General features: G+C 43.7%; 21 protein-coding genes. 13 read left to right on the top strand and 8 right to left on the bottom strand.

The genetic code is table 11. The annotated features are described in order from the left end of the window. The first annotated feature begins 13 nt into the window (after positions 1-13). Complete coding sequence (gene carB, locus FLAVO9R_RS10905) at positions 14-3229, top strand: carbamoyl-phosphate synthase large subunit (protein WP_159531220.1); 3216 nt, start codon at positions 14-16, stop codon at positions 3227-3229. 127 nt (positions 3230-3356) lie between these two features. Beyond that, positions 3357-3833: a transcription elongation factor GreA gene (gene greA / locus FLAVO9R_RS10900; RefSeq protein ID WP_159531210.1), complete on the top strand. Its 477-nt coding sequence runs from the start codon at positions 3357-3359 to the stop codon at positions 3831-3833. Positions 3834-3911: 78 nt separating this feature from the next. On the opposite strand, the gene FLAVO9R_RS10895 is transcribed toward greA, so the two are convergent. Beyond that, positions 3912-5798 carry a tetratricopeptide repeat-containing diguanylate cyclase gene (locus FLAVO9R_RS10895; protein WP_232370630.1) on the bottom strand — a complete coding sequence of 629 codons (1887 nt, stop codon included), beginning with the start codon at positions 5796-5798 and terminating at the stop codon, positions 3912-3914. Between the two features lie 393 nt (positions 5799-6191). Here FLAVO9R_RS10895 and FLAVO9R_RS10890 point away from each other — a divergent pair, with 393 nt between their 5' ends. The 4 genes from FLAVO9R_RS10890 (at position 6192) to FLAVO9R_RS10875 (ending at position 11706) form a co-directional block, all read left to right on the top strand. After that, positions 6192-8180 (top strand): methyl-accepting chemotaxis protein, encoded by a 1989-nt coding sequence (locus tag FLAVO9R_RS10890; RefSeq protein WP_159531206.1) that lies wholly within the window; start codon positions 6192-6194, stop codon positions 8178-8180. 249 nt (positions 8181-8429) lie between these two features. Then, the gene (locus FLAVO9R_RS10885; RefSeq protein ID WP_159531205.1) at positions 8430-10295 is read left to right on the top strand and encodes a hypothetical protein; all 1866 of its coding nucleotides are present in this window, start codon (positions 8430-8432) and stop codon (positions 10293-10295) included. Between the two features lie 372 nt (positions 10296-10667). After that, positions 10668-11213, top strand: a complete 546-nt coding sequence (locus tag FLAVO9R_RS10880; protein WP_159531203.1) for an NUDIX domain-containing protein — start codon at positions 10668-10670, stop codon at positions 11211-11213. Between the two features lie 103 nt (positions 11214-11316). Further along, complete coding sequence (locus FLAVO9R_RS10875) at positions 11317-11706, top strand: DUF3224 domain-containing protein (RefSeq protein ID WP_159531201.1); 390 nt, start codon at positions 11317-11319, stop codon at positions 11704-11706. Between the two features lie 98 nt (positions 11707-11804). Here FLAVO9R_RS10875 and FLAVO9R_RS10870 read toward each other — a convergent pair whose 3' ends face one another. Continuing rightward, positions 11805-12248: an Hsp20 family protein gene (locus tag FLAVO9R_RS10870; RefSeq protein WP_057792724.1), complete on the bottom strand. Its 444-nt coding sequence runs from the start codon at positions 12246-12248 to the stop codon at positions 11805-11807. 521 nt (positions 12249-12769) lie between these two features. On the opposite strand from FLAVO9R_RS10870, the gene FLAVO9R_RS10865 reads away from it, so the two are divergent. Together FLAVO9R_RS10865 and pta are read left to right on the top strand one after the other, a co-directional pair. Continuing rightward, the gene (locus FLAVO9R_RS10865) at positions 12770-13951 is read left to right on the top strand and encodes an acetate kinase (RefSeq protein WP_159531199.1); all 1182 of its coding nucleotides are present in this window, start codon (positions 12770-12772) and stop codon (positions 13949-13951) included. Between the two features lie 38 nt (positions 13952-13989). Continuing rightward, positions 13990-16125 (top strand): phosphate acetyltransferase, encoded by a 2136-nt coding sequence (gene pta / locus FLAVO9R_RS10860; protein ID WP_159531197.1) that lies wholly within the window; start codon positions 13990-13992, stop codon positions 16123-16125. Between the two features lie 193 nt (positions 16126-16318). Here pta and lnt read toward each other — a convergent pair whose 3' ends face one another. The 5 genes from lnt to miaB all read right to left on the bottom strand — a co-directional run bounded on the left by lnt (position 16319) and on the right by miaB (position 21842). Continuing rightward, a complete protein-coding gene (gene lnt / locus FLAVO9R_RS10855; protein ID WP_232370629.1) occupies positions 16319-17827 on the bottom strand; it encodes an apolipoprotein N-acyltransferase in 1509 nt (502 codons plus the stop codon). 5 nt (positions 17828-17832) lie between these two features. Then, positions 17833-18690 carry an HlyC/CorC family transporter gene (locus FLAVO9R_RS10850; RefSeq protein ID WP_013784735.1) on the bottom strand — a complete coding sequence of 286 codons (858 nt, stop codon included), beginning with the start codon at positions 18688-18690 and terminating at the stop codon, positions 17833-17835. A gap of 127 nt (positions 18691-18817) precedes the next feature. Next, a complete protein-coding gene (gene ybeY, locus FLAVO9R_RS10845; protein WP_159531196.1) occupies positions 18818-19285 on the bottom strand; it encodes an rRNA maturation RNase YbeY in 468 nt (155 codons plus the stop codon). Continuing rightward, on the bottom strand, positions 19282-20382 hold the full coding sequence (locus tag FLAVO9R_RS10840; protein ID WP_159531194.1) for a PhoH family protein: 1101 nt from the start codon (positions 20380-20382) through the stop codon (positions 19282-19284). The genes ybeY and FLAVO9R_RS10840 overlap by 4 nt, the downstream gene beginning before the upstream one ends. 26 nt (positions 20383-20408) lie before the next feature. After that, entirely contained in the window at positions 20409-21842 is a 1434-nt protein-coding gene (gene miaB / locus FLAVO9R_RS10835) for a tRNA (N6-isopentenyl adenosine(37)-C2)-methylthiotransferase MiaB (RefSeq protein ID WP_159534559.1), read from the bottom strand. A 352-nt stretch (positions 21843-22194) separates the two neighbouring features. On the opposite strand from miaB, the gene FLAVO9R_RS10830 reads away from it, so the two are divergent. Both FLAVO9R_RS10830 and FLAVO9R_RS10825 read left to right on the top strand, forming a co-directional pair. Beyond that, the gene (locus FLAVO9R_RS10830) at positions 22195-23451 is read left to right on the top strand and encodes an FAD-dependent monooxygenase (RefSeq protein WP_159531192.1); all 1257 of its coding nucleotides are present in this window, start codon (positions 22195-22197) and stop codon (positions 23449-23451) included. After that, positions 23439-23615 (top strand): hypothetical protein, encoded by a 177-nt coding sequence (locus tag FLAVO9R_RS10825; protein ID WP_201299258.1) that lies wholly within the window; start codon positions 23439-23441, stop codon positions 23613-23615. Before FLAVO9R_RS10830 ends, FLAVO9R_RS10825 begins: the two co-directional genes overlap by 13 nt. A gap of 262 nt (positions 23616-23877) precedes the next feature. Here the strand turns inward: FLAVO9R_RS10825 and FLAVO9R_RS10820 are convergent, their stop codons facing one another. Then, positions 23878-24459, bottom strand: coding sequence for a TetR/AcrR family transcriptional regulator (locus FLAVO9R_RS10820; protein ID WP_159531190.1), 582 nt, complete (start codon positions 24457-24459; stop codon positions 23878-23880). A gap of 152 nt (positions 24460-24611) precedes the next feature. Here FLAVO9R_RS10820 and FLAVO9R_RS10815 point away from each other — a divergent pair, with 152 nt between their 5' ends. The 3 genes from FLAVO9R_RS10815 to FLAVO9R_RS10805 all read left to right on the top strand — a co-directional run bounded on the left by FLAVO9R_RS10815 (position 24612) and on the right by FLAVO9R_RS10805 (position 26665). Further along, the gene (locus tag FLAVO9R_RS10815; protein ID WP_159531188.1) at positions 24612-25163 is read left to right on the top strand and encodes a carboxymuconolactone decarboxylase family protein; all 552 of its coding nucleotides are present in this window, start codon (positions 24612-24614) and stop codon (positions 25161-25163) included. 271 nt (positions 25164-25434) lie between these two features. Further along, positions 25435-25605, top strand: a complete 171-nt coding sequence (locus FLAVO9R_RS10810; protein WP_013784701.1) for a hypothetical protein — start codon at positions 25435-25437, stop codon at positions 25603-25605. Positions 25606-26047: 442 nt separating this feature from the next. Further along, positions 26048-26665, top strand: a complete 618-nt coding sequence (locus FLAVO9R_RS10805) for a flavin reductase family protein (protein ID WP_159531185.1) — start codon at positions 26048-26050, stop codon at positions 26663-26665. Positions 26666-26703 lie beyond the last annotated feature (38 nt).

Raw genomic sequence — 26703 nt, 5'->3', positions numbered from 1 at the left:
GAACGAGCCCGCTATGCCAAAACGTACCGACATAAAAAGTATTCTCATCATAGGTGCTGGCCCTATTGTTATTGGCCAGGCCTGCGAGTTTGACTATTCAGGCGCTCAAGCATGTAAAGCGCTACGCGAAGAAGGTTATCGCGTTATTCTGGTTAACTCGAACCCCGCTACTATCATGACCGATCCTGAAATGGCCGATGCAACATACATCGAGCCAATTCATTGGGAAGTGGTACGCAAAATTATCGAAAAAGAGCGTCCGGACGCTATTCTCCCAACAATGGGCGGACAAACCGCACTTAACTGCGCGCTTGACTTAGATCATCACGGTGTATTGAAAGAGTTCAATGTTGAACTTATCGGTGCAACGGCTGATGCTATCGATAAAGCCGAAAACCGTGAGCGCTTCGACAAGGCAATGAAGAACATTGGTCTTGAATGCCCACGTGCTGAAATTGCACAAAGCATGGATCAAGCCCACGATGTATTAACGCGCATTGGCTTTCCTTGTATCATTCGTCCGTCATTCACCATGGGTGGAAGCGGCGGCGGTATTGCATACAATATTGACGAATTTAACGAAATTTGTGGCCGTGGTCTCGACCTTTCGCCTACCAAAGAACTACTCATTGATGAGTCGTTAATCGGTTGGAAGGAATACGAGATGGAAGTAGTGCGCGACCGTGCAGATAACTGCATCATCGTGTGTACGATTGAAAACTTCGACGCCATGGGTGTACATACTGGTGATTCAATCACAGTAGCGCCAGCGCAAACCCTTACTGACAAAGAATTCCAGCTAATGCGTAATGCCGCCATGGCAGTATTACGTGAAATCGGTGTTGAAACCGGCGGCTCGAACGTACAGTTCGGTGTAGATCCTAATACAGGCCGTATGGTGATTATCGAGATGAACCCGCGCGTATCGCGTTCATCTGCATTAGCATCAAAAGCCACAGGTTTCCCAATTGCTAAAGTGGCCGCCAAGTTAGCCATTGGTTACACCCTTGATGAGCTTGCTAACGATATTACTGGAGGCTTAACACCAGCATCGTTTGAGCCTTCAATCGATTACGTAGTCACAAAAATTCCTCGCTTTAACTTTGAAAAATTTGCTGGTGCGAACGATCGCTTAACCACGCAAATGAAATCAGTGGGCGAAGTGATGGCGATTGGTCGTAACCAACAAGAGTCATTACAAAAAGCACTTCGTGGCCTTGAAGTTGGCGCGAATGGCTTGAACTCAATGGTCGATTTAGAAGACCCAGAAGCGCGCAACAAAGTGATTTACGAACTACGTGAGCCTGGTGCTGAGCGTATTTGGTACATTGGCGATGCGTTCCGCATGGGCATGACCGTTGATGAAGTATTTACGCTCACCAATGTAGACCGTTGGTACCTAGTTCAACTTGAAGAGCTTATTCAGCTTGAAGCTCAGGTTGCTGAGTGCGGATTGCACGGCATTGATGAAGACCTTATGCGTAAGCTTAAGCGCAAAGGTTTCTCTGATTCTCGCTTAGCCGAGCTAACGAAAGTAGCGGAAGGTGACATTCGTGAAACCCGTCGTGGCTTTGGTGTAACGCCAGTTTATAAGCGTGTTGATACCTGTGCGGCAGAGTTTTCTACCAGCACGGCTTACATGTATTCAACCTACGATGAAGAGTGTGAAGCTGACCCCACTGACAACGATAAGATTATGGTGTTAGGCGGTGGTCCAAACCGTATTGGTCAGGGTATCGAGTTTGATTATTGTTGTGTTCACGCGGCGCTTTCAATGCGTGAAGACGGTTACGAAACCATTATGGTTAACTGTAACCCTGAAACGGTTTCTACCGACTATGACACATCTGACCGCTTGTACTTCGAACCGGTAACGCTAGAAGACGTACTTGAGATTGTGGCTAAAGAAAAGCCAAAAGGCGTCATAGTGCAATACGGTGGCCAAACGCCGCTTAAATTAGCACGTGCCCTTGAAGCTGCGGGTGTCCCCATTATTGGTACGTCGCCTGAAGCTATCGATAGAGCAGAAGATCGTGAACGCTTCCAGCAAATGGTGAATAAGCTAGGCCTTAAACAGCCAGCGAATGCGACCGTGACTAACATTGAGCAAGCTCTTGCCATGGCTGATGGTATTGGCTTTCCGCTTGTAGTACGTCCTTCGTACGTACTAGGTGGCCGCGCAATGGAAATTGTTTACGACCTTAAAGACTTAAAACGCTACCTAACGGAAGCGGTGAAGGTTTCTAATGATTCTCCTGTACTGCTAGACCGCTTCTTAGATGACGCCATCGAAGTCGATATCGATGCAATCTGCGACGGTAAAGAAGTCGTTATTGGCGGAATCATGGAGCATATTGAGCAAGCCGGTGTTCACTCTGGTGACTCAGCCTGTTCATTGCCACCTCACTCTTTAAGTAAAGAGATTCAAGATGTTATGCGCGAACAAGTGAAAGCCATGGCGCTTGAACTTGGTGTTGTTGGCCTAATGAATACACAATTTGCGGTAAAAGATGGCGAAGTGTATTTAATTGAGGTTAACCCGCGTGCAGCACGTACAGTACCATTTGTATCGAAAGCCACAGGTGTTCCACTTGCTAAAGTTGCCGCGCGTGCGATGGCGGGTGTTAGCTTGGCAGAGCAGGGTGTTACGACAGAGATTATTCCTCCGTTTTACTCTGTGAAAGAAGTGGTATTACCGTTTGCTAAATTCCAAGGTGTTGATCCACTATTAGGCCCAGAAATGCGCTCTACTGGCGAAGTAATGGGTGTAGGTGACACGTTTGAAGAAGCGTATGCTAAAGCTAACTTAGGTGCAGGGGCGCCATTACCTAGATCAGGTAAAGCGTTAATCTCTGTGCGTAATAACGATAAGAATAAAATTATCGAATTAGCCAAAGCATTGAACAGCGCTGGATTTAGCATTGAAGCGACGCGAGGCACAGCGACCACACTTTATGATGCCGGCATTGCCTGCTCTGTTGTGAATAAGCTGTCTGAAGGCCGCCCTAACATTGTGGACTCTATCAAAAACGGTGAGTACGCCTATATCATCAATACAACGGAAGGTCGCCAAGCGATTACCGACTCGGTTTATATTCGCCGAGAAGCGTTGCTGAATAAGGTGACTTACACCACCACAATGAATGCTGCTTTTGCCACTATTCGTGCGAAGTCAGCAGACGATCGTGACAAGGTGGCTTCTGTACAAGAGCTTCACGCAAGACTCTAACACTGATGACATTACATGGGATACGCGGTATCCTGTGTATATGACACTTATGTGAACCAATCAAAAGTGCGCCGAAAAGGCGCACTTTTTTCTGTTTAAAATCAACTATCCAGTCGAGACTGTATTCATGAGTCAGTATCCAATGACCGCGCACGGCGCACAGCTTCTGCGCGACGAACTAAACGAACTTAAAACAAAAACTCGCCCGCGTATTATTCAGTCTATTGCTGAAGCTCGCGAGCACGGCGACTTAAAAGAAAATGCTGAATATCACGCCGCCCGTGAACAACAAAGTTTCTGCGAAGGCCGTATTCAAGATATTGAAGGTAAATTGTCGAACGCACAAATTATCGATGTCACTAAAATGGAAAACAAAGGTAAGGTTATTTTCGGCACTACCGTTACCATTTTGAATGTCGATACCGACGAAGAAACCACATATCGGATAGTGGGCGACGACGAAGCGGATATTAAGAAAAACCGTATTTCGGTAAATTCACCTATTGCTCGCGGCCTTATCGGTAAAGAGCTTGATGATATGGTGACTATTCAAACGCCAGCTGGCAGTGTTGAAGTAGAGATTATTGAAGTTCAATATATCTAAAAGAGACGAAAGTGTTATTGAAGATAAAACCGCCGAGCCCTGCTCGGCGTTTTTTTGTAAGCAATGAAATATACTGACTTACTGGTAACTTTCATCCACTTTGTATTGATTCCTACCCGCATTTTTGGCTCTGTAAAGCGCCTCATCAGCTTTTTTCAGCAAGGTTTTGAAGCCTTGTGATGAGTTATTAGTGCACGCTATACCTAGGCTAACCGTTGCTTGTAGCTGCTTTTGTCCATAATTAACCACCATGCGCTCAATATTAACCAATACCCTCTGGGCTATTTCTGTTGCGTCTGTCAGCTCAGTGCTTGGCAACATTAATAAAAACTCTTCACCGCCCATACGAACCATTACGTCATGTTTTCTTAAGGTGTGTTTACAGGTGTTGACCACAGCATTAAGAAGCACATCGCCAGCGTCGTGCCCGTAGGTGTCGTTTACCACTTTGAAATGATCAATATCTAAAGCGATTACCGTAAAGGTTTCTTTTGAACGCTTTGCTTGAGTAATCATACGCTCGCCAATTCTTAACCCACTTCGGCGGTTGTGTACACCTGTAAGATGGTCATAGTCTGCAATCTTCTTATAACGTGAAATGCCTTTTACGAGGGAAATAACCACTAAAATCAGCAAAAACGATAGTGAAATTGCTAAGAAAAGCTTCAGCTTGGCATTTGTTTCCTGGCTTTCCTTTTTATGTAGCTGTAGCTCGGAAATAGCTAACTGTCTTTGTAAAATATCGTTTTCCATCTGGGCGACGGTGATGTCGTTTTCAGAAGCGACAATACTAACTTGTTTTTGTATCAGTGAATTTACGTGATCTTCATAATAGGTATTTAGTGAAAGTAAACTCGCCACCTTCTCTATAGATGCTGGTTTGTTATTTAAAAGTGACGTGAGTGATTTCGCGATAATGCCTTCGACAGGACGTTCATCATTGTCGATGGTGTATTTTGATGCGAATTCTGCCGCCGAGCTAAACTCACCTATTCGGTATGCACTTAGCGCAAGGTGATAGTAAAGTTGATTAACGAACGCTGTTTCTACTGTTGTTTCTTTTAACGCCAATGCATCGCGATATCGGTTGTAAGCGTCTTGGTATTTTTCCTTGGCGTAGTAAACATGCCCCTGATTAAACTGCGCAAAAAAGAAGAAGTCGGGGCCTGCGTTACTTTTTTCAGCGAGGGCAAACTGACTGTTCACATGAGTTTGTGCTTGCTGGAAATCTGCCAGCCTTATGGCTTCGAGTGTCAGCGTATGGTGCATATTGAATACACCTTGATAGTCGTCTATTTTCTCCCATTCTGTTAAAGCCTTCGATAAATATACGTAGGATTTTCCGTGTAAGCCGTTAAAGCGATAGATATTACCCAGCGCATTATAAATAACGCCTTTGTCTGATGGCGGTATGGAATAGCGGTCTTCCAGAGCCAATGCTTCGTTGAGTAGGCTTAAGCCTTCCGCAAAATTGTTCGTTGAAGTGGCACAAAAGGCGGTTTGAGAAAGAGCCAATACTAAATGTTCTGCGTCGTCTAAATGTCGGGCAATGTTGAGTGCTTTGTACCTGTCGGGGCAGTAATGATTTGGGTCTCCAGTTGCCAAATAGCGAAAGAATGAGCGTTCTAGCAGAGCCATTACTACATGAACTGAAACAGGTTCACTTTCAAGTATCTGTAACGACTGACTCAAATACTTCTCAGCCAAGTCAAGTTTATCCAATTCGCCAGCGGTCGAACCCAGCCATTGAAAATACTGACCCTGTTCTTTGGCCGACCAGCTAGTAACGTCTTCTTTCACATCGATAAGAAGCGTAAATGCCGTTTCGAAATCTGGTGCAAGAGAATATTGCGCGTTAACTCCTTTAAAACTTTCGGCAGCCTTCAACACCAAACTATAAGAAGAAAGGAATATGAAGAAAGTGAATGGAAGCAGTAAACATATTAATCTAGAGCGAATGACCATGAGCGCATTTTTTATAAGTTTGGTTAGGAAAGATAGCACAGTTATGAAATATTAAGATAATCGTTAAAATTGAACCTCCTGTCGTGTTACATAGTGCATTGGAAATCAGTTAAGCTCTCGCATTTAACGTAGGACAGTCACGTTTGCGTGTTTAGTTTTGATTACTACATTTACTTATGTGTCTGTCCAACTGTACGGAAAAAAGCGCAATGCCTTGTGATTTCGAAACAACCTTACACTAATTGATAAAGGTGAAAGTCGCCAATAGTAGGCTACTTTTTAATAGCGTACGCGTTTATCAGCAACAGCGATATTAATTGCTTGTTGTCACTAACCACGTGCTTATTGAATTTTGTAACCACGTTATCTACCTATTAAGAGGCTGTCTTCGTTATGGTATTGAAAAAGCTATCAGTAATGCAGCTTGCCATTTTAGGTACAGCCTCCTTGTTCATATCAATAATGTTTCTTGCCTACAAAGACATAAATTCCTCAAGAGAACGACTATCTTCTGCGCAAAAAGATATTAAATTAGTGACAATAATAACAGCCGTAGAACGGGTGGCACATCATCACGCGGTCGAAAGGGGGATTACGGCAGGTTATTTAGGTAATCCGAATGATGCATCGCACAATAAAGTGTTAAGCCAAAGAGAGAAAGCCGATGCGGCGGTTGAAAAAATAAACAGTATAATAGCGTCGGACTGGAAGAATTCATCGACAATTAACGTCATTCTTTCACCCGTTTTTACATTATTGAAAAATAAAGGTGAGATTAGACAGCAGGTAGACGAATTAAATGGGAAAAATGCTTTTTCCTTTTACAGTAGCCTTAATAAACGCGCGTTAAATACTACCAATGCGCTAACCATGCTGGTTAATGCCCCCGATGCTAAACTGGCGCTGTCACAGGCGCTGCTGTTTGCGCAAGCAAAAGAAAAAATGGGGCAGCGACGAGGTAAAATGAACGCTGTTCTAGCAGCCAGAAGTATTTCCGATCCGGTCAGGCAGCAGGTGGTAGCCTATACCAACGAAACTAAGTACATAGAAGATAAGCTGAAGCTGAATTTAGACGGCGAGTCATTAACTGGGTTTCAAACATTATTGAACAGTTCCACAAGCAATGAAATTAATCGAATTGTGAATGGAGCCACCTCTGATAACCCTGATTTCTCTTCACTACCCACCAATACAGATTGGTTCGCATTAGCCTCAGAGCAAATTGGGGGGATTGCCGGGCTGCTAAAAGAGCGGTTTGATTACGTGCTAAATGATGTTAACGCAAAAGCAAATAGCGCGAACACAAACCTAGTGATTACATTCGTAGCCATTGTGCTACTCACGCTGATTATTTTTGTTATATATCGCACGTTGCACGGCATCATTACGCAACAGTTAGACAAGTTGGTGGCGAACCTTGATAAAATAGCAAAAGAGGGTGATCTCACTATTGATTTATCAATGAGCACGAAGAACGAATTAGGCGATATTTCCCGTTCAGTCAATGCCACCATTTTAGCGCTGCGGGATCTTTTGCGTGGGTTAGGGCAATCTATTCTCACAAGCTCAAGGCTTTCCAATCAATTAGAAGACTCTAGTGGCGAAATGCTGGATGATGCGGGAAATACTCAGCAACTTAGCGCTAATATTGCTTCAGCAATTGAACAAGTTGCGTCGACTGGCAGGGAAATAGCTAAAGCCGCATTAGATACGTTAAGTGCCAGTAAACAGTTAGATGGTTTAGCTGAGCAGTCGCTAATAGCGAATGATAAAATTCGTCATAGTATGGAAGTACTATCTAATGATATTAAAGGTGTGCAACAAAATGCCGCCGATATGGAGCAGCAAGTTACAGAAATTGGTTCAATTCTCGATACCATCAACTCGCTTTCTGATCAGACGAATTTATTGGCGTTAAACGCGGCTATTGAAGCGGCCCGCGCGGGTGAACATGGCAGAGGTTTTGCCGTTGTTGCTGATGAAGTGAGAAAGCTAGCGCAAAGTAGTCGTGCCTCCTCTGACAAAATCTCAAGTTTGCTGTCTAATTTAAAAGATGCCAGTGTGATAGTGGTGGCAGATATTAATAAAAATGTGGCCTCTATTACCAATTCTATGGAAGTGACTATCGAAGGAAGGACCACCGCAGAAAAAGTAAAAGAAGCGGCTACTAATGTGGAAGGTATGGCTAACAGCATGTCTTCCTCGGCAGAACAACAATCAGCTACTACCTCAGTGATAGCGCAAGATGTGGTGAACGTCGAAAAGGCGGCTAGCCATGAAGTAAATATAGCCCAACATTTATCTAAATTATCGGGTGACATGAAAGAAAACAACCTTCTTCTTCAACGCACAATAGATGGGTTTAAAGTGGATAATGATTAACTTCTGAAGCCTAGTTCGATGAAAAAGGACAATGACTAACTCCCCCCCCCAAATATTGGGCCCCAAAAATTGGCTCACTTCACTAGTTGGACAAACACTCATTTTGCTTCTCTTATTTTAGGTGACTATTTAAAGTGGCAGGCTCGCGCTTAACTGCCAACCCTTTACAATCTTGCTGAGACTTTTCATTGCCTAACCCTTAGGCAAAGTTTATTCTGCATAAGCTTTTATTTAACAGGGATTTTTTCGATGGCATATGATTTTGGTTCACAGACGTTAGGCATAGCCAACCCCTTCAAAAAAGAAGGGGTATTCCACGCAGTGGGCGGGGGCTTGGTACTCGCTTTAGCCATTTATGCAGTAGCGGGCGTGCCCGATTTGTTTGCCGAGAACAAAGTGCGTGGTTACACGCTACTAGGCGTGGCTTTTGTGCTGATCGTGTCAGGCATTAAACATTGCGCGGTGGGTATTTTGCAGCTCATGCGGTTTTTTGTAGGGCGTACTGTGCCTACTTCTCTTGCGTATAATCACTCAGTTTGCGAACAGGATGCAGCGCAAGCCGAAAAAAAATCCCTGCTGTATTCGAAAGAAAGCTTACACGCTATGTTAATGGGTCGTCGTAACACCACGTTTGAAGAGCCTCGTGGTTGGCTAGCCAGATTAGTGCATAGTGTACTTCCTAAACTTACTTTCCTACCTTTTCCTTTGCGCCATTTATCTCAAGAAATTATTGCCATGGCGGTGACCTTTCTTGTGGCGCTGCTTGCATTCGCTATTGTCTACTTTTTAGTGAGCAACGGGTTAGCGGGTGAGGTAGCTAAAGTATTGGTGATGCCTTTGCTCTCAATATTGCTTCTTGTGTACTTAATAGCGAATTGGGGCTCTACCGCAAAAGGCATTCACAATGAAGGTAACTCTCAACTTGCGAAAGCGAGCAGTTTATCGCTAGGGGTGATTATTGGCCTAGCGATAGTTGTGCCGTTAGGCGCGGGTGTATTCTTAGATGAGTTGGTTGGCCGCGATATCGATAAAGTACAAGCGTGGGCAAATACGTTCCCACTGTTTAGCGCTTGGGCAAACTTAGCCTTGTTACTAGTTTGCGTGATTGCTGTGATGGCGTTAATCATGCCGTTACTTTACAAACGAATGGGGCAGGTTACACCGAAAACTGAAGTCAGTGAATTCCGCGCTAATATGCAGGAGTCGGTTCACCCGAATGAAATTTTTATCAATATTGAAAATATTGTGCTTGCTAACCGCAGATACCGTGAAGTGCCAAATCGTATCTATGCCGACTTCGATCCTAGACTAAAAGAGCAAGCAGAAGGTAAAGGCAGTTTTGAGGGCGAGTTATTAATAGAAACCCAGCCTACATTAACCGCCGGTGTTACCTTGCCAGAGAAAAAGAAAATGACCCTAACTGCCGTTGCACAAGTGGCCGTAGTTGCCGCAGCTATATTGTTTTATGTGGGTGGGTTGCAGCTAGCTGAAGTGCTCGATTTAGTTATTCGCCAAGGCGTTAATACCGATGAGCAAGTTAATTCCGCAATTACCATGGGTAATAACCTCATTTGGTTAATCTTCGCCTGGTTAACGGTTCGTGGTGCTGCCAATGTGATGAACAAAGCGTCCCACATGTTTTGGGGGGAAATGACATTCTCATCGTTACTCATGTTTATGAAAACGGAAGGTACCTATACAGAGTCTCGTGTATCTACAGGCATGGCCATTCATGATTCTACACGTTCCGAAAATGTTGTGGTGCGAAGCAGTATTACCCCTTGGATCATAACCAGTAGAATCAATACTTCTATTTTTGCTACAAGCGGTATGAACAACTTAGAGTCGCCACGTTTCATTATGGGAATGAATAAGAACGATGCCGAGCTTGGCGATATTGTCTCTGAGATTAAGGCATTCCTTCGCGGCCGAGAAACCATCGCATCTATCACCAATGAGGCCGATTTAGCGAACGCTGGAACCATTCATCAGGTAAACCAGCAAACCCGAAGCCACAATGACGAGCCTCAAAGCAAAATTACCCTTGAACAAGAAGAAGAGGCCGCCGGCTTCTTGCGTAACAATGCAGATCAAGAAGATGAGAATAAAAGCTAAAAGTTAGGCTTTGTCACTATTTACTTTATTTAGATATCGAATGTATTTATAGAAAACGTATATTGGACACACACATTAATTTTGATGAACATGAGTGTGTGTCCAATTTTTTACAACTTATATTCCACCCTCTAATCCTATTTTATCTACGTCGTTAAACCTGCTTATTTAGCTTAAAATGACGCATATTTGTGTGACTGTCCTATCTGCTTCTATCTGCTAACTATCTGTGCCTCTTATCTAATTACCTAACCTCTTCAGTTTATTTTGAATGACTGTCCAACCTATAGTTAATTCGTAGGTGGACGGAGTTGCTCCTTGGTATAGGCGCTTGTACACTGAGTTTTTTAAGACTTACTGAAAGGCGCTATTATGTCGGATAAGGATATTGAAACGCTTTCGTCGAAAGTGGTTTACGAAAATAAGTGGCTAAAAGTACGTGAAGATAAAATTCGTCGTGCTAGTGGGAACGAAGGTATTTATGGTGTTGTTGAAAAGCCAGACTTTGCGATTATTCTTCCCATCGATGGTGATATTGTTTATTTGGTTGAACAATACCGGTATACGGTAGAGCAGCGATTGCTAGAATTTCCGCAAGGTGCCTGGGAAGATAACCCGGATGCCGACCCGAAAGTGTTAGCCGCCGGCGAATTAAAAGAAGAAACGGGGTTTACAGCCAACGAAATGCATTACGTTGGTTTTCAATACCTTGCCTATGGCTTTTGTAATCAGGGGTATCATATATTCGTTGCGAAAGGGTTAACGCAGGGTGAGCAAAAGCTAGATATAGAGGAAGAGGATTTAAAAATCATACCTGTGCATTTTAAAGAATTAGAATCTATGATAACTGAAGGCACTATTAAAGATGCATCTACCTGCAATGCGTTCGGACTTGCCCGTTTAAAAGGGTTTATTTAGTTAACAGCCTGATTATTGACTGTAACAGAGTGTAACAATTTTATGTTGAACGGCATCGAACTCACTTGTATTGTGTGACCACACTTTTTCTTTGGAGCAAACAATGAACTGCAATGGGCAATTTTCCATTACGGGGTGGGATGAAAATATACTAAGTGAAAAACGAGAAGGTGTTAAGCAAACCCATGCTAGCATTACGCAAGCTTATGAAGGCAGCATGGCGGGGCAAAGCGACGTTGAATTTCTCATGTCGTATCAGACATCAATGTTGGCACTATTCGTTGGATTCGAGAGTTTTGTAGGGGTTATAGACGGTCGTCGAGGCACAATTTCGTTTAAACACGATGGAAAATTTGAAAATGGCATTGCCAGCAGCAACTTCTCATCGATTGATGGCAGTGCAACGGGTGAACTATCTAACTGTGATATTTCAGGGACGTTCGAGTCTGCTGAAGGCGGTAAAGCAAATTATACAATAAATCTTACCGAATAAATCTTACCAATAACCTATTTTTTACACACTGTATAAACGAAAAAACGGCGCTTTTCAGCGCCGTCCAAAATCAGGGAAACGATTTTTAAAAGCCTTGTTTAACTCTCTATTAATCGTGAACCAATCTCAATTTGACGAGGTTTTTTAGCTTCGGGTATGACACGCTCCATATCGATGTGCAGTAACCCATTTTCCATATCAGCGGCTAACACCTTCACATGGTCGCCAAGCTGAAACTTCCTTTCGAAATTACGCTCGGATATTCCTTTATGAAGAAACTTACGTTCGGCGGATTCTTTTTCTTCCGGCTTACGTGTGCCCGTTATTACTAGGGTGTTTTCTTGAACCTCAATGGACACGTCATCTTTACTGAACCCCGCTATTGCCATAGTGACACGATATTTGTCATCGCCAAGCAATTCAATGTTGTAAGGGGGGTAAGTACTTTGTTTTTCAGCACGAGACGCAGCATCAACTAATGAAGCTAAGTGGTCAGAACCAATAAATGAACGGTAAAGTGGAGATAGATCGATAGTACGCATAGTCATATCCTATTAATTTAGCAATATGTTAAAAATAATTCGCCCCGACTATTCGGCGGCGGTGTTGTCAACCTGAGCTTTCAGCGTCGACATAATAGATATAGGGTGGCTCAAATTCTTTTCAAGGTTTTTTTTCAAAAAATTTTAAATTTTATTTTGAAACGTAAAAGCCCCCTGATTTTTCCGGCTTCTAACACGTAACAGTCTTAATTACCGGAACTATTAAAGTGCGACCGAATTTTTATTATTAAAGTCTATTGTTTTAGGTGTCGACAATTATTTACCTCTCCTTGTTTTTGTCCCTTCCTATTTAGCGTTCTATCAAATCAATAAAGTTTTTGTAGCGAAAATAGATTCGCATAACGTTTAACGCATACTGAACTAAATGATAATTAATTGTATTTGGGTGGTGTGGGATAGTATTATGAGACTCTACTTGAAAGAGTATTAAGTAAGCATTTATGTACGTAAATGCTACACTTAGCGTTCTTTTTGTCACTTAATCAAACTCAAGAAATCGAATGAAAAAAGAAGTTATTGTTTTAAATTGTGGTAGTTCGTCAGTAAAATTTGCCATTATCGACGCCGACACAGGTGAGGCTGGGTTAAGTGGTATTGCTGAAAGCCTAGGAAATGATGATGCTAGATTATCGTTTAAATTAAACGGGCAAAAAGAACAGCACTCCCTACCTAGTAATGCGTCTCATGCAGAAGCGTTAGCGGCAATTCAGAACATAGTCACCAGTACCGGCGTTAAGCCAATAGCGTTGGGACATCGAGTAGTCCACGGTGGTGAGCGGTTCAAAGAAGCTGCGTTAGTCGACGATGGCGTATTAGCCTCTGTAGAGGAATATGCCAGTATGGCGCCGTTGCATAATCTAGCGAACTTGAAGGGGATTACCACTGCTCAAGCCGCGTATCCAGCGTTACCTCATGTCATCGTGTTCGATACCTCTTTTTTCCAACAAATGCCAAAACGTGCCTATATGTATGCGCTACCCAAGGCCTTGTACGAGCAGCACGGTGTGCGTAAATATGGTTTCCATGGCACTAGCCACAAGTTCATTCTAGATAGCACTGCGCAATTGCTTAGTAAGCCTGTTGAACAAACCAGTATTATTAGTGCTCACTTAGGAAATGGTTGCAGTGTTACCGCTATTGAAAAGGGTGTAGCGGTAGATACCAGTATGGGGTTTACGCCCCTTGAAGGTTTGATGATGGGCACGCGCTGCGGTGATATCGACCCCAGCCTGCCAGGGACTTTGCAAGAAAAGCTAGGTAAGTCTGCTGCTGAAATCAATTCATTGATTAACAAAGAGTCTGGGTTGGCGGGTATTTCCGGGTTAAGCAACGATTGCCGTACGCTAGAAGAAGCGGCAGAAGCGGGGCACGAAGGCGCATTATTAGCCCTCGAAATGTTCTGCTATCGCTTAGCCAAGTATATATCTAGCTACATGATAGCAGTGCCGTCATTAGATGCTGTGGTGTTTACAGGTGGCATTGGTGAAAATTCATCGTATATTCGTGCAATTACCATGAGGTATTTTTCCCATCTTGGTTTTACCATTGATGATCAAAACAACCAAGCTATGCGCTTTGGTGCAAAAGGAAACATAGCGACTTCGTCATCCACAAAACCTGTTTTAATCGTACCCACTAATGAAGAGTGGGTTATCGCCGCCGAAGCTGCGAAATTCGCTTAGGTTTTTTCGCGTAAATTGTCTTTGCTTTAGGAGCAACTATGTCACGCCGTATTATGCTGATCCCTGTTGGCACAAGCGTAGGGTTAACTACTGTCAGCATTGGGCTCGTTCGTGCATTAGAAGAACAAGCCATTAAACTGAATTTCTTTAAACCTGTAGCACAGCCTCGAAGAGGCGACACCGGTGAAGAGCGCTCAACCGCTATTATTAGTCACCACTGTAGTGTTAAGCCTATAGCGCCATTCGATTTGAACGTAGTAGAGCGAATGATCAGTAGCGACAATACTGATGAATTACTTGAAGAGATTATAGAGCGCTTTGAAGCGAATCAAGAAGCCGATGCCGTGGCAGTAATCGAAGGCTTGGTGACAACTCGCCATCACCCTTACGCAGAGCGTTTAAATCTTGAAATTAGTCGTGCGTTAGATGCCGACATCGTGTTTGTCTGCGTACCAGGAAATGATGATCCTGTGGATATTAACCATCGCCTTGAAATTGTGGTAGACGCTTACGGCGGCCACAAAAGTAAAAAGGTAGTGGGCTGCATTTTTAATAAAGTTAACGCACCGTACGACGAACACGGTCAGCTACGTACTGATTTAAGTGTGCTGGAAGCGCCTGAACACGATGAAACCCGAAGCAAAGCGCTGCGTGAACTGCCTATATTTGCAAAAGGCTTGAACCTGCTAGGAAATATCGATTGGAATGCCGAGCTAATGTCTCCTCGTGCTATCGACATTGCCAAGCACTTAAATGCCACGTTAATTAACGAAGGCAATATTGCTTCACGTCGATTAAGTAGTGTTACCTTTGCTGCCCGTGAAATTCACAATATGACACACACCTTAAAGCCAGGTGCACTGCAAGTGATGTCTGGTGATAGAGGCGATGTATTTGTTTCTTGTTGCTTAGCGGCATTAAATGGCACTAAGTTAGGCGCATTGTTATTAACTGGCGGCTACCAGCCAGATGAAAACATAAAGCATTTATGCAGCCAGGCTCTGGAAACCGGCTTGCCTGTCATGCTGGTAAATACTAATACGTGGCAAACCGCACAGAACCTGCACGCGTTCAATCAGGAAGTGCCGGTGGATGATAGTCAACGTATCGAAAAAGTGATGGTACACGCGGCAGAAAGTTTAGATGCTAAATGGGTATCTTCACTTACCGAAAAAGTATCTCGTCAAAAGAAACTTTCTCCGTCTGCATTTCGCTATTATCTGACTAATCGTGCGCGCCAAGTTAACAAGCGTGTGGTATTACCTGAAGGTAATGAACCGCGCACTGTAGCCGCGGCAGCCATTTGTGCTAAACGTGGGCTAGCGCGCCCTGTGCTTATAGGTGATGAAAACGAAATTCAACGTGTGGCACAGCAACAAGGCGTGGTGCTGGGCGATGGTGTTGAAATTGTTTCACCTGCTGCCATACAAGAAGATTATGTGGCAGGGTTAGTGAAGCTTCGCGGTCACAAGGGGGTTACCGATGTGGTTGCTCGTGAGTTGCTACAAGACAACGTTACCCTAGGTACTATGATGTTGCAGCAAGGTGATGTTGATGGCTTGGTATCTGGCGCCGTTCACACTACAGCAAATACCATTCGCCCCGCATTGCAGTTAATTAAAACAGCAGAAAATGCATCGTTAGTTTCGTCGGTATTTTTCATGTTATTGCCAGACCAAGTCTTGGTTTATGGTGACTGTGCTATTAATCCAGACCCTAACGCCCAGCAGCTGGCGGATATTGCTATTCAGTCTGCCACGTCGGCACAGATGTTTGGCATTGAACCAAGAGTGGCCATGATCAGTTATTCTACCGGCACATCAGGTGCTGGTAGTGATGTTGAAAAAGTGCGTGAAGCTACCGAGATTGCACAAAAGCTTCGCCCTGACTTATTAATTGATGGACCGCTTCAATACGATGCAGCTGCTATAGAAAGCGTAGGGCGCAGTAAAGCACCAAATAGCCCTGTTGCGGGTAAAGCTAATGTATTTGTATTCCCAGACTTAAACACCGGGAACACCACTTACAAAGCGGTACAGCGTAGTTTTGATTTGGTGTGTATTGGGCCAATGTTGCAAGGCATGCGCAAGCCAGTCAATGACTTAAGCCGTGGGGCATTGGTGGATGATATTGTGTTTACTATTGCATTAACTGCTATTCAGGCCGCGAATTAGTTAGGGGCTGTTTAAGCTGGCTCAAGGCTGTATCAATTAGCTTAACGCTATCGTAAATTATGACTATAAAAATTTGATAGTTACACGTACAAAAACGGCGCATCATGCGCCGTTTTTTATGGTTAAATTTTAGTTCGTCAACTAAGTTTAACTTGTCGAATTAATCAAACCTGTTTATTAAAGCGTGGCTTGGCTACCAAGCCTTAGAACGTTTCCTTAACCAAAGGGCAATGACGAAAAATACTAATACCAGCACCCATACGCCTATATCTTGAATCAGGTAATAGGGCGTGAAACCAGAGGTCGCCAACACAGGAGCAGTTAAACTGGCCGCTTCAAATTGAGGTAACCGTGCAGTTATATTGCCTTTGTGATCAATAAAGGCAGTTACGCCATTATTGGTCGCACGCACTACTGGGCGGCCAAATTCGACGGCACGCATTCGAGCAATTTCTAAATGCTGAGCTGGGCCATGAGAATGGCCAAACCAGGCATCGTTACTGACCGTAATAATCATGTCGGTGGCGTTATAAATATTCGCCGCCACTTGCCTTGGGAAGGCAATTTCAAAGCATATTGCCGGCGCCAAATGGATACCGTTGGCAACAAGATTAGCTTGCTGAAAATCACCTCTTGCAAAGGAAGACATGGGTAAATCAAACAAGGGCGCTAAGGGGCGCAACCAATCTTCAAAAGGGACGAACTCACCAATGGGTAGCAAGTGGTGTTTAGCAAAGCGATTGTTGTGGAAATACTGATAATCTGGTGTTGTAGCATCGGGTGTTCTTTTACCCAGTACAATCAAATTATTCCATGCTTCATCGGTTTCCCAATTATAATTAACAATCCCTGTGATAAGGGCTGTGTTTTCAGCAAAGGCGCGGGCATTAACTTGAGTTAAATAATCTAATGCAAGTGGCTCTAGTTTTGGTACAGCGGCCTCAGGCCAAATTACAAGGTCGTTATCCCACAGCGGTTCCGTAAGGCTTAAATAACGGTTCATGGTAGGGGCGTCTTGTTCAGGTACCCATCGCAACGACTGCGCAATATTACCCTGCGCCATCGCGACGTTATACTGCCGTTTAGGCGCAACCCATGAATGCTGATTGGCAGTGAACCCGCTAATATACAAAGCTAAGCTAACCACAACAGCGCCGGTGAAATGCCGTTTAGTACGCGACACGGCAAACAAGCTCGCACCGATAACCAGCAAGGCCGTTATGCCGGTTTCACCTAATATGGGTGCCCAACCCACTAGGGGGCTATCAATTTGGCTATAGCCTAACGACAGCCAGGGAAAACCGCTTAGTAACCAACTGCGCAACCATTCTGCGAATACCCAGAAAAAAGGCAAAGCTAATGGCCAAAGCCGATGAGGGAAATAGCGAGCGGTAAGCTTAAAGGCAAGGGCCGGGAACAACGCAAGGTAACTACACAGCAAAACCATAAGGCCTATGGATGCAACCAGCGGTAAGCCACCGAAATCAGCAATGCTCACGTGTACCCAACTGATGCCCGCACCAAACCAGCCTAGCCCAAATACCCAGCCAGCTAAAAAAGGGCGATGTGGAAGTTTAATAACTTGCCTAATTCCTAACGCAAAAGCGGGAATAACAAGTGGCCAGATACCAAAGGGCGCAAACGCCAGCGTTAAGCTAGCGCCGCTTAGTAAAAGCAGTAAATAAGGAATGAACCGTTTCAACGGAGTTACTCCAGAGAGGCCACCGACACTTTAAGGTGTATAAGACGGCGTTTATCAGAGTTGGTTACCTTAAAGTGAATATCACCAATGGTAACTTCATCGTTCGTTTCAGGCATGTGCCCGAACGCTTTAAGCACAATACCGCCAATGGTATCAGCTTCTTCTTCGCTGAATTTGGTTTCAAAGAAGGCGTTAAATTCGTCAACGGGCGTTAACGCTTTAACTGAATAGGTCGATTTGTTCAGTGGGCGAATATCATCGGTACCGTCTTCTTCGGTATCGTATTCGTCTTCAATTTCACCAACAATAATCTCTAGTATATCTTCAATGGTAACAAGCCCTGACACACCGCCGTATTCATCCACAACAATGGCCATGTGATAGCGTTGTTGGCGAAACTCTTTCAGCAGTACATCTACACGCTTACTTTCCGGCACAATAACGGCAGGACGTAAGATATCGCGTAAATTAAGACTTTTTTCTGGATTAAACGCATAGCTTAGTAAGTCTTTAGCAAGCAATATGCCTTCAATATGATCTTTATCTTCACTAATAACGGGGAAGCGGGAGTGGGCTGATTCCAACACCACAGGTAAGAATTCATCGACATTTTTTTCAACGTCTATGGTGGTCATCTGCGCGCGGGGGATCATAATATCCCTAACTCGCATTTCGTTGACACCTATAACGCCTTCAATCATCTCCCGGGTTTGGGGATCAATGATTTCGTTCTGCTCGGCTTCAGTAATAACTTCAACCAGTTCTTGTTTGCTTCTCGGCTCGCCAGAGATAGAAAGTTTAAGTTTGTCTAACCAACTTTTTCCTTGGGAGCCGTTGGTAGAGTGAGGATTATCGTCGCTCATAATGTCCGCTAATTTATTGATACAACGTCAACGTTAAATGTCTTGGGGAGGGGCGTCAATGCTTTATTGTTTATTTGCACGTAAATTACGCAACTGCCCAAGTGTAACTTGTTGGCGCTATTGGGTTTTATTGATAAGGATTACCAATATTTAAAGATGCCAATATACGAATTTCTTTTGCTTCCATAATCTCAGCATCAGCATCGTTTATATGATCGTAGCCCAGAAGATGTAATATTCCGTGAACGACCATATGGGCATAGTGGTTGGTGGGGGCTTTGTCTTGCTCTACCGCTTCACGCATGATCACAGGCACACAAATAACCAAATCACCAAGCAGGTTCATTTCTATGCCAGGTGGAACTTCAAAGGGAAAAGACAGCACATTAGTAGGCTTATTTTTACCTCTGTATTCATGGTTTAGCGTTTGTGACTCTTCATCATCAGTGAAGCGTACGGTAATTTCTTGCTCACCAGTATTTTCCGCCACAAGGACTGCATTGGCCCATGTTTCGATTTGCTCAACAGAGGGAATGGCCTTAGCCATTTCCGCGTCAGCTTCATAAGCTTGCTGGTAATCTACAATAGCTATCACTGGCTATCGCTATTTTGTTGTGCAGATGAGCTATTAGATGAGGCGTTAGCATCAGCTTGTTCACGTTGAAGACGCAAAGCTTCCTCTTTCTTCTCTTTGCGAACACGCTCTTGTTCGGCGTCATAATTTTCATAAGCACGCACGATTCGGGCTACTACAGGGTGTCTGACCACATCTTCAGCGTTGAAGAAGTTAAACGAAATATCGTCAACGTTACTCAATACTTCAATAGCGTGGCGCAAACCAGAGCGGGCACCACGTGGTAAATCAACTTGGGTGATATCACCGGTGATCACCGCTTTAGAATTAAAGCCGATACGGGTTAAGAACATTTTCATTTGTTCAACCGTGGTATTTTGACTCTCATCCAAAATAATAAAGGCATCGTTTAACGTACGGCCACGCATATAGGCTAATGGTGCAACTTCTATTACGTTACGTTCCATTAATTTTTCTACTTTTTCGAAACCAAGCATCTCAAATAAAGCATCGTAAAGCGGGCGCAGGTAAGGGTCTACTTTCTGTGAAAGGTCACCTGGCAAAAAGCCTAACTTCTCGCCTGCTTCTACAGCGGGGCGAGTAAGTAATATTCTACGTATTTCTTGACGTTCTAACGCATCAACTGCCGCGGCGACTGCTAGGTACGTTTTACCCGTACCAGCAGGGCCGACACCAAAAGTGATGTCGTAGTTTAGAATATTTGCTACATACTGTGCTTGATTTGGATTACGGGGCTTAATAACACCTCGTTTCGTACGTATGTGCACTTCTTTGCCAAAATCACCTGAGCCAGATTCTGTATCTTGCTCTAGAGCTGCAGCCTGTTGAATAGCCAAGTGCACTTGTTCAGGTTCAAGTTCAGGTATGCGGCCTTTTACTGGTTGAGTTTCTACATACAGCTGCTTAAGTAACTCAGTGGCGCTCTGAATTTGGCGTGGCTCACCTAGCACCTTGAACGCATTATTCCGGTAAGTAATTTCTACTCCCAACCTGCGCTCTATTTGCTTGATGTTGTCGTTAAACGGCCCACATAAGTTAGACAAACGCTTTGTGTCTGCCGGCTCTAAATCAAATTCATTACTTACCAATGTACTCAAACTACTGTATTCCTCACTTTTACTATTTATGCTGGGTTGAATTGGCCTACGCCTATTGCGTCAGGTAAGTCAGCCTCATGCTTAGCCATAATAGATTGGGGCGAAACTGCCACACGCAAGCCCATTTCATCTTCACGGCGAATAACGTCACCACGCAATGAATTAGAGAATACGTCAGTCACTTTCACGTCTACGAATTCGCCAATCATATCCGGCGTACCTTCGAAGTTTACTACGCGGTTATTTTCAGTACGGCCCGAAAGCTCCATAGGATTTTTCTTTGACGGGCCTTCTACCAAAATACGTTGTTCAGTACCTACCATGTTACGCGCAATACGCAACGCTTGTTGGTTGATACGTTGCTGTAAAAGGTATAAACGCTGCTTCTTGGCGTCTTCGGTTACATCATCTACTGCATCTGCCGCGGGTGTACCAGGGCGAGCACTGTAAATGAAGCTAAAGCTTAGGTCGTAATCAATGGCCTGAATAAGGTCCATTGTGGCTTCAAAGTCAGCATCGGTTTCACCTGGGAAACCAATGATAAAGTCGCTCGACATACTAATATTTGGGCGAACTTTACGAAGCTTACGAATTTTAGACTTATACTCAATGGCGGTATGACCACGCTTCATTAAGTTAAGAATTCGGTCTGAACCACTTTGCACAGGCAAATGGAGGTGATCAACAAGCTCAGGAATAGTGGCGTACACGTCGATAATATCATCGGTAAACTCAACCGGATGCGACGTGGTATAACGAATCCTGTCTATACCATCGATAGCTGCAACAAGTTCTAATAACTCGGCAAAGCGACATACGGTTCCATCGTGGTTCTCACCGCGAAACGCGTTTACGTTCTGGCCTAACAAGTTAACTTCGCGTACGCCTTGACCGGCTAGCTGGGCAATTTCAAGTAATACGTCATCTACCGGACGGCTTACTTCTTCACCACGGGTATAAGGTACTACGCAGAATGTGCAGTACTTAGAACAGCCTTCCATAATAGAAACGAACGCCGTAGGGCCTTCAGCTCGAGGCTCAGGTAAACGGTCAAATTTCTCAATTTCAGGGAAGCTTACGTCGATAACCGACTTTTCGCCGCCTTTAAGTTGGTTAATCATTTCGGGCAAACGATGTAAGGTTTGCGGGCCGAAAACTAAATCAACATAAGGCGCGCGCTGTCGAATAACGCTACCTTCTTGAGAAGCTACGCAACCGCCTACGCCAATGATAAGCTCGGGGTTATCTTGTTTAAGGTTCTTCCAACGACCAAGTTGGTGGAACACCTTTTCTTGTGCTTTTTCACGAATAGAGCACGTATTAAGCAAGATAACATCGGCTTCTTCCGCAGTTTCTGCTGCAGTGTAGCCATGAGTAGAGTCGAGTAAGTCTGCCATTTTCTCCGAGTCGTACTCGTTCATTTGGCAGCCCCAGGTTTTGATATACAGCTTTTTAGTCATAACAACTAGTCGATAACCTGATAGAGTTCCCGTAAGCAATTGACTGGCGGTTGAAAATGCCACACGCTAACTAGGTTAGGTGTAAATTCTGGCAAAGCCTGCCACTGCAGTTTTGGGAAGATGTTCAAAATAGCCGCGTATTTTACCTGTTATAACGTCGAATGCCCAGTGTATTCACCCACATTCGACGGAATTTAATGCACTGCCATCTTGCAAGGGCGGTGTGGTTGATATAAAGCATGAAGCAGAAGATATTAGTAAATTAAAATGGCGAACGTATTTGGGCTCACATTCGTATTATTTATTAGTGCAAAGCGAGTAAGCTATTGGGTAAGTAGAAGAGATTTATAGTATGTATGATTTTTGTATAAATGGTGGTGGCATGGTTGGGGCTGCGCTTGCATTGGGCTTAGCGAAGCAGCAATACCGGGTAGCTATAATTGAGCCCCACTTGCCCAAAGCTTTTGACGAGGCCAGTAAGCCAGACTTAAGAGTATCTGCCATTAGTGACGCGTCTGTATCGTTATTAACCTCGTTAGGCGCGTGGGAATACATTGAAACAATGCGTGTTAAGCCCTATACGGGCCTGAGTGTGTGGGACGATCCCGCGCATCGAACAGACTTTACAGCGCAAAGTATCGATGTACCTCAGCTAGGCTTTTTTGTTGAAAACCGTTTATTGCAATTAGGGTGTCATCAAGCATTAAAGGCGTTTGACAACGTAACATGGTTTACTGGCTGTAAGGTGACTGATATCGCGCTTGGCAATAGCTCAGTTAGTAACTCAGTTGATAGCTCAGTTAATAGCTCGGCTAATTCTGCAGCGTCATTGGCCCACGCCGCTATCCTTAGTCTTGATAACGGCGAAACTATTCACGCTAAGTGGTTGATAGGTGCCGATGGTGCGGCCTCGCAAGTTAGGCAATCTGCAAATATTGGTGTATCGGGTTGGCAATACCGCCAACAAGCTATGGGTATTACTATTGAAATGGCAAACCCGGTTAACGCCATTACATGGCAAGAATTTACCCCTGAAGGCCCTAAAGCCTTATTGCCAATGTTCGACAATTACGCCTCGTTAGTATGGTACGACTCGCCCGATGAACTTAAGCGGTTATCAACCCTTAATGCCGCACAATTAAAACAAGCCATTATAGAAGCCTTTCCCAGTGAGCTAATAAAAAACGGTAACGACTTTACAGTAATAGACAAAGCTACATTCCCGTTAACCCGTGCACATGCTAGCCGCTATGTTACCGATAGCGTTATTTTGGTGGGCGATGCCGCCCACACCATTAACCCATTGGCAGGGCAGGGAGTTAACTTAGGGTTTAGAGATGTTGAAACCTTATTAGCGGTGACCGGCGAAGGTATCGACTTAACGTCGCTAGCGTTTAAAAGCCGCTTAATAACAAGCTACGAAAAGCCACGCCAGCGTGATAATGGCTTGATGATGTCTGCCATGGACGGTTTCTATGGCTTGTTTAGTAACGATATCGGCCCCATTAAATGGTTAAGAAACCAATTACTTTCTGTGGCACAACACTTTGAGCCAGCTAAACGGGAAGTACTTAAATATGCGATAGGGATGCGAGAATGGAAGTTTTAATCATACTTGCCGTACTGTTCGGCGCACTTTTTATAGTAATACCACTTATCGAGCGCTCGAAAATGCGCATTAGTGATGAAGACACCGCCAAGTGGTCTAAGTGGATATGGCCGCTAATGGGCATTCTACTTGTTGCACAACTTCTGCGGATGCTGCTTAGCTAGCTGTTTGGATGGGAAGTTGAAAGCTCGAAAGGTTGAAAGGGCGTTGGGAGAGTGTGCATTAGAAACTCGCGGTAAACCCATCCATGGGCGCTCTGCCACAGCATCCATGCTGTGGAAGGTTTCTAATGCATACTCTCCCAATGCTCTATAGATGCATGAGTGAACAGCTAACACTTAAAAACTCGTGGTAAATCCATCCATGGAAGGTCTACCAAGGCGTTCACATTGTGAAGGGGTAAAGCGGGTTCACCATATACATCTTTCACTCAGGCCAAGAAGTTTTAAGATCGATGAGTACTTTATCTATCATGGTTTCGATGGCGTGATCGTCGCTTTGCATTAACGCAAAAGTGCGAAGGCCTATAAATTGGTTTTGTAACCAATCTGCGGCTTTATCAATCGGTGTGCTCGAAGGTAGAGAGTTAGTTTGAACGGCCTTTTCTACAATCGATTTGAAGCACGCTTTTAAGGTACTCATGCCATCAAGCACAGATTGTTTCCCGTTTTCACCCAGCATCTCTAATTCGGTAATAGACTTAATTAATAAGCATTGGCGCTGGAAGCGCATTTCTTCAGGATTAATAAGCTCGCTGACGAAAAATTCGCGTAAAGCGTCAAGGGGGCTGACAGCCTCAATAACAATGCTGAGTTTTTCTTGGCTGTTCGTAACATACTTTTCCACTACTAACTGGAACAAGCCTTCTTTACTTTTAAAGCGAGCGTAAATACTGCCGGGTCGCATATCTAGCGCTTGTTGAATGTCGCGCATACCAGCGGCCTGAAAGCCTTTTTGCCAAAAAAGCGCCGTTGCCTTCTCAATCACTTCAGACTCTTCATATTTCATTCTGGTATACCTTATATTTGAATGTTTTGAACACTTGTTCAATTATGACTTGAACAAGTGTTCAAGTAAACCTATATTGTATTACATCAAAACGTAATCAGTATTTATCATTTTAGTTACTGGTTTTCAGTTCACATCAATAGGAGAGTGACATGAGCGATTTTACATTACACACAGCAGATAGTGCACCAGAAGCAGCTAAACCACTTCTTGATAATTCTCAAAAAGCTTTCGGTATGATCCCTAACTTGCATGCAGTAATGGCGGAAGCGCCAACGTTGCTTGAAGGTTATCAAGTACTTCACGGCTTAGCACAAGATACGTCATTCAATGCAGAAGAGCTTACGGTAGTATGGCAAGCGGTTAACGTAGAGCATGCGTGTCATTACTGCGTACCAGCACATACCGGTATTGCTAAAAGTATGAAAGTAAGTGATGAGCTAATTGAAGAGTTACGTAACGACGAAACCCTTTCTGATGCCAAGCTAAACACTTTGAAAGATACCGTACTAGCAGTAACGCGTGGTCGTGGCCACATTGAAGATGCACAGCTTAAAGCATTTTACGATGCGGGTTATGCGCATAAGCAACTATTAGAGATTATTCTAATATTGGCGCAAAAAGTGATGAGTAACTACACAAACCACCTAGCTGAAACCCCAGTAGACGATGCATTCAAATCGTTTGCCTGGGAACCGAAGTAAGGTACGAAGAAGGTAGAGAGAGCTAACTCTTCTACCCGTAGTGAAATAGCAATGGTTTTACGAAAGTTCAAGTAAAACATGAATATACAAAAACGGCCTTTGATAATCAAAGGCCGTTTTTTTACGTCTAATTTTCTTGTTATTTGCTATTTTGGTTAAACAAAACTGTCATATAAAAGCAATAAACCTTGAAAGTGTATATACAATTGATATATGGTGTATAGCCATATTCCGCATGAACTCATAATGAAGTTCTTGATGAGGACTTACATTGGATAAGAAAAAGAAAAAAAAGAATAGTCAGCTGATTATTCGCATAAATGATCAGGAGCGTGCTGACTTTATTCATCTCTGCGAAGAGTTAGATACTACAGCGGCTAGAGAGATCAGGCGGTTTATTAAAGAATTCACTGAAGAGCAAAAAGCCAAGTCTTCAGATTAGCGCTTTTGCTTTATCAAAAATGCATATGCTCTTAAAGCAGTGATTACATCGAGTGGGCGTATAATGCCTAGCATTCCTCACTCAATAACAATAGTAATAAAAGGATATTTCCAATGGCTAAAGCTAAAAAAGTCAAACAAGAAATCAAAGTAACAAAAGCTAAAATTTCTAAGCAAGAAGGTAAACTTAAAAAGCTTAAAAAAGAGCTTAAAAAAGCGAAGAAAAAATAGTTCGCTATATTAATTTACATTTATAAAACGGCGTATAAGCATGGCTTTACGCCGTTTTTATTTTCTATTAATGGCATTCGTATGTCTGTTTCGGTGCCACAGTTCATCAGATAAATGCTTCATCTAAATGAGTATCCACTACTGCTAATTGAACGTCTTAGGCGCTATACTCATAATGGTAAAGTAACGATACTCGCCGCTAAGGAACATTCTTGTCTGACATTCACTTCTACGAACCCAAGTTAGGTCATAACCTCGCACACGATCCGTTTAATGCCATTATTGCGCCTAGACCCATTGGCTGGATTTCGACTAAAAGTAAAGACGGTAAGCCCAATTTAGCGCCTTACAGTTTCTTTAATGCACTTAATTACACGCCACCTATTATCGGTTTTTCTAGCGTGGGTGATAAAGATTCACTGAAAAATATCAAAGAAACCGGTGAGTTTTGTTGGAATCTTGTCAGTAAATCATTAGTTGAGGCAATGAACCAAACAAGTGCACCGTTAGCATCTGATGAAGATGAGTTCGCATTCGCTGGTTTAAGCACCGCTGAATCTCACATTGTTGATGTACCACGGGTTAAGTCCAGCCCGGTCAGTATGGAATGTAAGCTTACCGATATCGTACAGCTAAAAAATGCAGAAGGCGGCTTATGTGAAAGCTGGTTTGTCATGGGCGAGGTAGTAGGCGTTCACATTCAAAAAGGTATGATTGAAGCGGGTGTATATAAAACGTTGAAAGCTGAACCTGTCATGCGTGGTGGCGGAGCAGGGGATTACTTCACCGTAGATAGTCGCAATATGTTTGCGCTTTTCAGGCCGAAATAGAGAGAGTTTATGGCATAAAAAAGCAGTGGCGACTGTGT

The sequence above is a fragment of the Alteromonas sp. 38 genome (genome assembly GCF_902506055.1).
Classification (GTDB): Bacteria; Pseudomonadota; Gammaproteobacteria; order Enterobacterales; family Alteromonadaceae; genus Alteromonas; species Alteromonas lipotrueae.
This window is presented reverse-complemented; position numbering and strand designations above follow the sequence as displayed.